At 68.9% G+C, this 8,886-nt stretch carries 6 protein-coding genes and 1 pseudogene; 2 read left to right on the top strand and 5 right to left on the bottom strand.

The window, feature by feature from the left end; all coding sequences use genetic code 11:
• The 3 genes and pseudogenes from JWQ92_RS01010 to JWQ92_RS01000 form a co-directional block, all read right to left on the bottom strand.
• Positions 1–1,232: pseudogene (locus JWQ92_RS01010) on the bottom strand (glycoside hydrolase family 65 protein); the annotation flags it as partial.
• A complete protein-coding gene (locus JWQ92_RS01005; RefSeq protein ID WP_297342594.1) occupies positions 1,232–2,002 on the bottom strand; it encodes an HAD family phosphatase in 771 nt (256 codons plus the stop codon). The gene JWQ92_RS01005 and the pseudogene JWQ92_RS01010, both read right to left, overlap by 1 nt.
• A gap of 75 nt (positions 2,003–2,077) precedes the next feature.
• Positions 2,078–2,599 carry an amino-acid N-acetyltransferase gene (locus JWQ92_RS01000; RefSeq protein ID WP_297342593.1) on the bottom strand — a complete coding sequence of 174 codons (522 nt, stop codon included), beginning with the start codon at positions 2,597–2,599 and terminating at the stop codon, positions 2,078–2,080.
• A 178-nt stretch (positions 2,600–2,777) separates the two neighbouring features.
• Here JWQ92_RS01000 and JWQ92_RS00995 point away from each other — a divergent pair, with 178 nt between their 5' ends.
• Together JWQ92_RS00995 and JWQ92_RS00990 are read left to right on the top strand one after the other, a co-directional pair.
• A complete protein-coding gene (locus JWQ92_RS00995; protein ID WP_297342595.1) occupies positions 2,778–3,716 on the top strand; it encodes a carbohydrate ABC transporter permease in 939 nt (312 codons plus the stop codon).
• Positions 3,716–4,660 (top strand): carbohydrate ABC transporter permease, encoded by a 945-nt coding sequence (locus JWQ92_RS00990; protein ID WP_297342592.1) that lies wholly within the window; start codon positions 3,716–3,718, stop codon positions 4,658–4,660. Before JWQ92_RS00995 ends, JWQ92_RS00990 begins: the two co-directional genes overlap by 1 nt.
• Positions 4,661–4,762: 102 nt before the next feature.
• Here the strand turns inward: JWQ92_RS00990 and JWQ92_RS00985 are convergent, their stop codons facing one another.
• A complete protein-coding gene (locus JWQ92_RS00985) occupies positions 4,763–6,133 on the bottom strand; it encodes an ABC transporter substrate-binding protein (RefSeq protein ID WP_297342591.1) in 1,371 nt (456 codons plus the stop codon).
• Between the two features lie 190 nt (positions 6,134–6,323).
• Positions 6,324–8,807 (bottom strand): ATP-dependent Clp protease ATP-binding subunit, encoded by a 2,484-nt coding sequence (locus tag JWQ92_RS00980; RefSeq protein ID WP_297342590.1) that lies wholly within the window; start codon positions 8,805–8,807, stop codon positions 6,324–6,326.
• Positions 8,808–8,886: the final 79 nt, after the last annotated feature.

Genomic DNA, 8,886 nt, shown 5'->3' with positions numbered 1-8,886 from the left:
AGCTGGCGGGCCCTTCGGCGCGCGGCCGGCAGCATCCGTTCGCGCATCTTCAGCGCGTTGCGGCCGAAGAGCGGGGACGTGTACGTGAGGAACGGCATCACATAGATCTCGGTGTCCCAGAAGTAGTGACCGCTGTAGCCGCTCCCCGTCATGCCCTTCGCCGGGACACCGCTCGAGTCCGCCCGCGCCGCGGCCTGCGCGAGCATGAACAGGTTCCAGCGGACCGCCTGCTGCAGCTCGGGGTGGCCGACGATCTCGACGTCGGACCGGTCCCAGAAGTCGTCGAGCCAGGCGCGCTGCCGGCGCCGCTGCTCGTCCACACCGTCTGCGAGGACGCGGTCGATCAGGCGCTGCCCGCGGTCGAGCAGCTCCCTCGGCGGCACGCTCCGCGACGTGTGGTACGCCGCCACCTTCGTCAGCTTCACCGGTACCCCGGCCTTGGCACGCACCTGGTAGACGTGCTTCGCGATGTCGGGGGCGATCGAGGCGGACGAGCTGTGCTCGTTCTCCGTCTCGAGCACGTGATCGATCATCACCGAGAGCGTCATGTGGGAATGGGTCACCCGGTAGCTGAGCGCGCTGCGGTCTCCGTGCTGCCAGTAGTCGACGGGCTGGAGCACCCGCTCCGCCAGCCGCTGGGCGCGGCGCGGGTCGAAGGCGACCGGGCCCTCCTCGGGCATCGTGCGGCCGAACTCGTCCTCGCCGTCCTGCCGGTTCAGCACCTGGCTCGAGATGACGACCGACGCGTCCGCGTTCTCGACCGTCACCTCGAACGTCATGACGGCGAGGTGACGCTCGACGAACGAGACCATGCGGTCGGAGCGCACGCGCACGCGCTTCCCGGCGGGGGTCAGCCACAGGATCTCACGGCGCAGCACGCCGTCCGCGAAGTCCAGGCTGCGCTCGTAGGTCAGGAGCTCGGCGATGTCGAGCACGAGCGGTTCGTCGTCGACGTAGAGCCGCATGATCTTCGCGTCGGGAGCGTTCACGATGGTCTGCCCGACCTCGGCGAAGCCGTAGGCCTGCTCCGCGTGCCGGATGGGCCACACCTCGTGGAGCCCGTTGATGTAGGTGCCGTGCTCGTGCGCCTGCCGGCCCTCCGAGGAGTTGCCCCGCATGCCGAGGTAGCCGTTGGCGACGGTGAAGACCGTCTCGGCGAGGCCCACCTTGTCCTCGCTCGAGATCCGCTCGGTGAGCCGCCACGGATCGACGGGGAAGCGATCGCGGTCCATCAGGATCCGTCCTTCTCTGAGTCGGCGGACAGCAGGTCCGCCAGGTCGTGTACCACCACATCGGCGCCGGCGGCGGTGAGCGCGTGCGCGCCCACCCCGCGGTCGACGCCGACGACGAGTGCGAACCCGCCCGCGGCCCCCGCGGCGACGCCCGAGACGGCGTCCTCCACGACGACCGCGTGAGCGGGCGCGACGCCGAGCCGGTCGGCCGCCGCGAGGAAGATGTCGGGCGCCGGCTTGCCCGGCAGGTGCTCCGCCGCGGCCACGACGCCGTCGACGACGACCGGGAAGCGGTCGGCGAGGTGCGCGGCGGCGAGCACCGGGACGGCGTTCTTCGAGCTCGACACGACGGCGGCGGGGATGCCGAGCGCACCGAGCCGGTCCACCAGGGCGAGCGACCCGGGGTACGGGGCCATGCCGTCGCGTTCGAGGGCCGCGGAGAACACCGCGTTCTTGCGGTTGCCGAGGCCGCACACCGTCTCGGCGTCGGCCGAGTCGGCCGGATCCCCGTAAGGCAGGTCGATGCCCCGGGACGCGAGCACGGCCTGCACGCCGTCGTAGCGGGGACGGCCGTCGACGTAGCGGAAGTAGTCGTCGTCCGTGTAGGCGTCCGCCTGGCGCGCAGCGAGCACCGGTGCGAACAGCTCGGCCCACGCCCGCATGTGCAGCTCGGCCGTCGGGGTGAGCACCCCGTCGAGGTCGAAGAGCACCGCGGCGGCGTCGAAGAACCGGGCGCGCTGGTCGGGCGTCACGAAGTCCTCCGGATCCACGCGGAGGGGTGGGTGCCACGGGCTCCGCCGCGTCCGGGGCCTTCGGGTGCTCAGCCTAGGTCGCAGGAGGGCGACCTAGAGCGCTTGCAGCACCTTGAGCATCCGCGTGTTTCCGAGGGTGTTCGGCTTGACGCGGGGCAGATCGAGGAACTCGGCGACGCCTTCGTCCCCGGACCTGGCGAGCTCGGCGACGACGTCCGGCCCGACGATCCCCTCCCCCACCGGCGCGAACCCGTGGCCGACGAAGAAGTCCACCTCGAACGTGAGGCAGAAGAGCTTGCCGACGCCGAGCTCGTGGGCGTCCCGCTCGAGCTGCTCGAGCAGCACGTGGCCGACCCGTCGCTTGCGCCACAGCGGATCGACGGCGAGCGTGCGCACCTCGGCCAGGTCCTGCCACATCACGTGCAGGGCGCCGCAGCCGACGACCAGTCCGCCCGGCTCCTCCGCCACCCGGAACTCCTGCACCGACCCGTACAGCACCGCGAGGTCCTTGCCGAGCAGGATCCGCTTCGACACGAGCGGGGCGATCAGCTCCTCGATGCGCGGGACGTCCGGCGTGCGGGCGCGGCGGACGGTGAGGCCATTGGGGTCGGTCACGGGCTCATTCTGCCGGGCGCCACGGGCCGCCGAGAACCGCAGCACTTCTCAAGGCACCGCCCGTACTCTCCACCTGATCAGGGACGCCGCGTCCCCGCACCCGGCGACGTCGCCGTGGAGCCGGCCGCGGCCGGAAGGAGCGGACGTGACGGCCGCGCAGGCGCAGGGTCAGGTCGGCATGGATCCGGAGCGGCTGACGCTGCTGCAGCGCCGGGCGAAGCGGTTCAACCGCCGTGAGGCGACGGCGGGCTTCCTCTTCATCTCGCCGTGGATCGTCGGCTTCCTCGTCTTCACGCTCGGAGCGATGCTCTACAGCCTCGTGATCTCGTTCACGCACTACAACCTGGCGACGGGGCTCGTCCGCCCGGCCGGCGCGTCCAACTATGCGAACCTGCTCACCGACCCTGATGTGGCCCTCTCACTCGGCAACACCCTGTTCTACGCGGTGCTCGCCGTGCCCCTCGAGATCGTGTTCGCGCTCGTCCTCGCCATGGTGCTGAACCGGGTCGGGCGCGGCGCCGGGCTGTTCCGGACGCTGTTCTACCTGCCGAAGATGACCCCGGCCGTCGCGACCGCGTCGGTCTTCCTGCTGCTGCTGAACGGCAACTCGGGCGCCATCAACACCGCGCTCGGCTTCCTCGGCATCCAGGGGCCGCAGTGGCTGATCGACCCGGCCTGGGTGAAGCCGTCGATCGTGCTGATGACGTTGTGGGGCGTCTCAGGCACGATGGTGATCTTCCTCGCCGCCCTGAAGAACGTGCCGAAGGACCTCTACGAGGTCGCGGAGCTCGACGGGGCGGGCCCCGTGCGCCGGTTCTTCTCGATCACGGTCCCGATGATCTCGCCCACCATCTTCTTCAACGTCGTCGTGCTGACGATCGCGGCACTGCAGGTGTTCGACCAGGCCTACCTGCTGTTCTGGCGAGATCAGGGCTCCTCCGCCCCGGAGGCGTCGCTGTTCTACGGCGTCTACCTCTTCCAGGAGGCGTTCCGCACCTTCAACTTCGGGTTCGCGGCGGCGATGGCCTGGCTGCTGTTCGTGATCATCCTGCTGATCACGCTGGTGCAGACCCGAGTCGCCAAACGCTTCGTCTACTACGAGGCGGAGAACTCCTGATGGCCATCACCGACTCGTCGACAGGGCAGCCGTCGCTCGCCGCGCAGGCGACCGGCATCGAGATCGCGGGCACCTCCCCCCTGAAGCGGCGGACCGTGCGACCGCTGCCGCTGCTCGGCAAGGCGGTGCTCTGGATCGTCCTGATCGCCTTCGGGCTGCTGTTCCTCTACCCGTTCGCCTGGCTGCTCGCCGCGAGCCTCAAACCGCGGGGCGAGGTGTTCGACAACGCGCTGATCCCCCACACCCTGCAGCCGGGCAACTACGCCGCCGTCTGGGACCAGCTGCCGCTGCTCTCCTGGCTCGGCAACAGCCTCGTCATCGCGGTCCTCGCCGCCGGCCTCGTGACGCTCTCGAGCTCGCTCGTCGCGTTCGGGTTCGCGTACTTCCGGTTCCCGGGCCGCAAGCTCCTGTTCGGGTTCGTGCTGGCCACGATGATGCTGCCCGGTGCGGTCACCCTCGTGCCGCAGTACCTCATCTGGAAGAACCTCGGCCTCATCGGCACGTGGATCCCGCTGTTCGGCATGAACCTCTTCGGCAGCGCCTTCTACATCTTCCTGCAACGGCAGTTCCTGCTCGGGCTGCCACGGGAGCTGTTCGAAGCGGCGCGGATCGACGGGGCGAGCTACCTCGGCCTGTTCCGGCGGATCGTCCTGCCGCTGTCCCTGCCGTCGTTCATCATCATCTTCCTGTTCGAGTTCCAGGCGAGCTGGAACAACCTGCAGGGCGCGCTGATCTATCTGAACAGCGGCAGCCCGTCGAACTTCACGGTGCCGCTCGGGATCTCCTACGCGATGACCACGTTCAGCCCCACGAACGGCGGCCACGGCGACTACCAGTACGTGATGGTGGCCTCGCTGCTCGTCACGCTCCCGATGCTCCTGCTGTTCGCGTTCGGTCAGCGCTACTTCATCGAGGGCATCGCCACGCAGGGCCGCAAGGGCTGAGCGGCCCCGCATCGCGCCGTTCCGGAGAAATCCTGCGACACGCCGCCGCAGGAGCCTCTGCCGCGGCGTGTCCGTGAAGAACTCCGGAACGGCGCGATCCTGCTACTGCTGGGTGGCCTGCTGGTAGGCGCGGAGCGCCGACTGCTGGGCGTCGGCGAGCGCCTTCGTCGAGTCCTTCTGCCCGAGGAGCACGGAGGTGATGGCGTTGGCGAGCGCCGTCTGGATCTGCTGCCCGGCCGGCGAGGCGCCGTAGCTCTTGCCCGACGGCAGGATGCTGTAGAACGTCGCGATCGTCTGGTCGAACCCGGCGTTGCCGCTCGGCTTGACGTAGGTCGACCGCAGCCGCTGATCCGCCGACGGCGACCCGGTGAAGAGGCCGGTGTTGATGGCGCCGGGCGTCTTCGCGAGCGTCGCCTTGCGCGCATCGGCGGCGGCGGTCCACGCCGGCTGCGAGGTGAGGGCGAGCATCCACGAGCAGGCGGCGTCCTTGTTCTTGGCGCCCGCCGGGATGACGAAGGCGGTGCCGCCCGCCGTCGTGTAGGGGTTGCCGGACGGGTCCTTGAAGGGCACGGCCCCGATCGACAGGTTCTTCTCGTAGGGCGTCAGCACGTTCACGTACCACTGGGCGTCGACCTCGGCCCCGACCTGGTCCTTGACGAACTGGTTCTTCGCGCCGAAGAAGTCGAACGAGTCGGTGAAGCTCTTCACCTTGGCGTACCCGCCCTCGGCGTCGTAGATCCGCTTCAGCAGATCGAGTCCCCTGGTGTTCGCGGCGTCCGTGAGCGTCGGCTTGCCCTTCGTGTCGACGAGCTTCCCGCCCTGCCCGAGCACCCAGAGGTAGGCCTGGCCGGTCGCCTGCGCGTCCAACCCGACGCGGGTCGGCTTGCCGTTCGAGATGACCGTCATCTTCTTGATGGCCGCGATGAGGGTGTCGGGCTTCGAGGTGTCGATGTCGGCGTCGGTGACGCCCGCGGCCTTCATGACGCGCTCGTTGAGGATGATGGCGGGGGGCTGGTAGAACTGCGGCACCGCGAAGACCTTGCCCGAGTACTTGATGTAGTCGACGACCTGCGGATAGAACTGCGACGTCGGCGTCACCGTGTGCACCGCGTAGCACTGGTCGAGCGGCTGGATGAGGCCCTGCGCCGCATACGTGTCGACGTAGGACGCGTCCATCTGCACGACGTCGGGCACCTGCCCGCTCGCCACCCGGGTCGTGAACTTCTGCGCGTCGAACGCGGTCTGGTCGAGCGTGATCGTGACGCCCTTCAGCTGCGCCTCCGCGTAGGCGAGCCGCGCCTTGCCGACGTCGTCGGCGTTGTTGAACCCCCACGCCTTGAGGGTGCCCGACGCCTTCGCCGAGAAGGAGGGCGCGCCTCCCGTCCCGCCGCCGCTCCCGCTGCTGCAGGCGGTGAGCCCCACGAGCGAGGCGGTGGCGACGAGCGCGAGCAGCGCGCGAGACGTGCGAATCATCGTCGATCCCTTCCACGGCCGCCTCTCGATGCCGGTTGCGGCATGCGATCGGCAACGGCCGTGCATCGGGCACGGTACTTCTCCGAGAAGCGCGAGTGCTGGAAGCGCGCTGCATGCACACTGGACGGTCCTTCAACGACGAAGGGCGCCCTGCGCATGCAGGACGCCCTTCGTCGTGATCCCGGTGCGACTACTCCCCGGTGGTCAGCTCCCCGGCGGCAGCGCCGACGAGCTCGGCGCGCTTGCCCGTGGTGAAGACGAACTCGCCGTCCTTGAAGTCGATCAGCACGTGCTCGCCGGAGCTCAGCTCGCCGTGCAGGATCCGCTCGCTGAGCTTGTCCTCCACCTCGTGCTGCACCGCGCGACGCAGCGGACGCGCGCCGAGCGCCGGGTCGAACCCGATGTCGATCAGCCGCTCCTTGGCGGGCTGCGTGAGCTCCACCGTCATGTCGCGGTCGAGCATCCGCTGGCTGAGGCGCTTCACGAAGAGGTCGACGATCTGCAGCAGCTCCGGCTTGGTGAGTTGCGGGAAGACGATCGTCTCATCGACTCGGTTCAGGAACTCGGGCTTGAAGTGCCGCTTGAGCTCCTCGACCACCTTCGCGCGCATCCGGTCGTAGCCGGTCGCGGTGTCCCCCTCGGCGACGAAGCCGACCGGGCCGCCCGCGATGTCACGGGTGCCGAGGTTGGTCGTCATGATGATGACGGTGTTCTTGAAGTCGACCACGCGGCCCTGACCATCGGTGAGGCGCCCCTCCTCCAGGATCTGGAGGAGCGAGTTGAAGATGTCGGGGTGCGCCTTCTCGATCTCGTCGAAGAGCACGACGCTGAACGGCTTGCGACGCACCTTCTCCGTGAGCTGGCCGCCCTCCTCGAAGCCGACGAACCCGGGAGGGGCACCGAACAGCCGCGAGACCGTGTGCTTCTCGCCGTACTCGCTCATGTCGAGGGAGATGAGGGCGTTCTCGTCGTCGAAGAGGAACTCGGCGAGCGCCTTGGCGAGCTCGGTCTTCCCGACGCCCGTGGGGCCGGCGAAGATGAACGAGCCCGAGGGTCGCTTCGGGTCCTTCAGGCCGGCGCGGGTGCGGCGGATCGTCTTCGCGAGGACCGAGATGGCCTCCTCCTGGCCGACGACCCGCTCGTGGATCGCCTTCTCCATGAAGATGAGCCGGCTCGACTCCTCCTCCGTGAGCTTGAAGACCGGGATGCCGGTGGCCTGCGCGAGCACCTCGGCGATCAGGCCCTCGTCGACCTCAGCGGTGGTCTTCACGTCGCCGGAGCGCCACTGCTTCTCGAGACGAAGCCGCTCACCGAGGAGGTTCTTCTCCTCGTCGCGCAGGCCCGCGGCCTTCTCGAAGTCCTGGTCCTCGATCGCGGCCTCCTTGGCGGCACGCACCAGCGCGATCTTCTCGTCGAACTCGCGCAGCTCGGGGGGCGCAGACAGGATCGACAGGCGCAGGCGGGCGCCCGCTTCGTCGATCAGGTCGATGGCCTTGTCGGGCAGGAAGCGGTCCGAGATGTACCGGTCGGACAGGTTGGCGGCGGCGACGATCGCACCGTCGGTGATCGACACCTTGTGGTGCGCCTCGTAGCGGTCGCGGAGCCCCTTCAGGATGTTGATCGTGTGGGGCAGGTTGGGCTCCTGCACCTGGATCGGCTGGAAGCGGCGCTCGAGGGCGGCGTCCTTCTCGAAGTGCTTGCGGTACTCGTCGAGCGTGGTCGCGCCGATGGTCTGCAACTCACCGCGGGCGAGCAGCGGCTTGAGGATCGAGGCGGCGTCGATCGCGCCCTCCGCGGCACCGGCCCCGACGAGGGTGTGGATCTCGTCGATGAAGGTGATGATGTCGCCGCGGGTGCGGATCTCCTTGGTCACCTTCTTCAGGCGCTCCTCGAAGTCGCCGCGGTACCGGGACCCGGCGATGAGGCTGCCGAGGTCGAGCGTGTAGAGCTGCTTGTCCTTCAGCGTCTCGGGCACATCTCCGCGCACGATCGCCTGGGCGAGGCCCTCGACGACGGCGGTCTTGCCGACGCCCGGCTCACCGATCAGCACGGGGTTGTTCTTCGAGCGGCGCGACAGGATCTGCATCACGCGCTCGATCTCCTTCTCGCGCCCGATGACCGGGTCGAGCTTGCCGTCGCGTGCGGCCTGCGTGAGGTTGCGGCCGAACTGGTCGAGGATCTGCGAGCCCTGCTGGGCCTGCTGCGCCTCGCCACCCACGGCGACCTGCTCCTTGCCCTGGTATCCCGACAGCAGCTGGATGACCTGCTGGCGCACCCGGTTGAGGTCGGCGCCGAGCTTCACGAGCACCTGGGCGGCGACGCCCTCGCCCTCACGGATGAGGCCGAGCAGGATGTGCTCGGTACCGATGTAGTTGTGGCCGAGCTGCAGCGCCTCGCGCAGCGACAGCTCCAGCACCTTCTTGGCGCGCGGCGTGAAGGGGATGTGGCCGGTCGGCTGCTGCTGACCCTGGCCGATGATGTCCTGCACCTGCTCACGCACCGCGTCGAGGGAGATGCCGAGGGATTCGAGCGCCTTCGCAGCGACGCCCTCACCCTCGTGGATGAGGCCGAGCAGGATGTGCTCCGTGCCGATGTAGTTGTGGTTCAGCATCTTGGCCTCTTCCTGTGCCAGGACGACGACTCTGCGGGCTCGATCGGTGAAGCGCTCGAACATGATCAGCTCCTCGTTCGCGCCGGACCCGAAGGTCCGACGAGGTTCGCACGCCACGACGGACGACCCGACGCGCGTTGTA

The sequence above is a fragment of the Amnibacterium sp. genome (assembly GCF_025463795.1).
GTDB lineage: Bacteria > Actinomycetota > Actinomycetes > Actinomycetales > Microbacteriaceae > Amnibacterium.
The sequence above is the reverse complement of the archived record's forward strand: the minus strand, read 5'-3'. Positions and strand labels throughout refer to the sequence as shown.

Excerpts from the sequence above, each read along its gene's own strand:
- JWQ92_RS00995 (WP_297342595.1), top strand. The coding sequence starts at position 2,778 with ATGGATCCGGAGCGGCTGACGCTGCTGCAGCGCCGGGCGAAGCGGTTC.
- JWQ92_RS00990 (WP_297342592.1), top strand. The coding sequence starts at position 3,716 with ATGGCCATCACCGACTCGTCGACAGGGCAGCCGTCGCTCGCCGCGCAG.
- JWQ92_RS00985 (WP_297342591.1), bottom strand. The coding sequence starts at position 6,133 with ATGATTCGCACGTCTCGCGCGCTGCTCGCGCTCGTCGCCACCGCCTCG.
- JWQ92_RS00980 (WP_297342590.1), bottom strand. The coding sequence starts at position 8,807 with ATGTTCGAGCGCTTCACCGATCGAGCCCGCAGAGTCGTCGTCCTGGCA.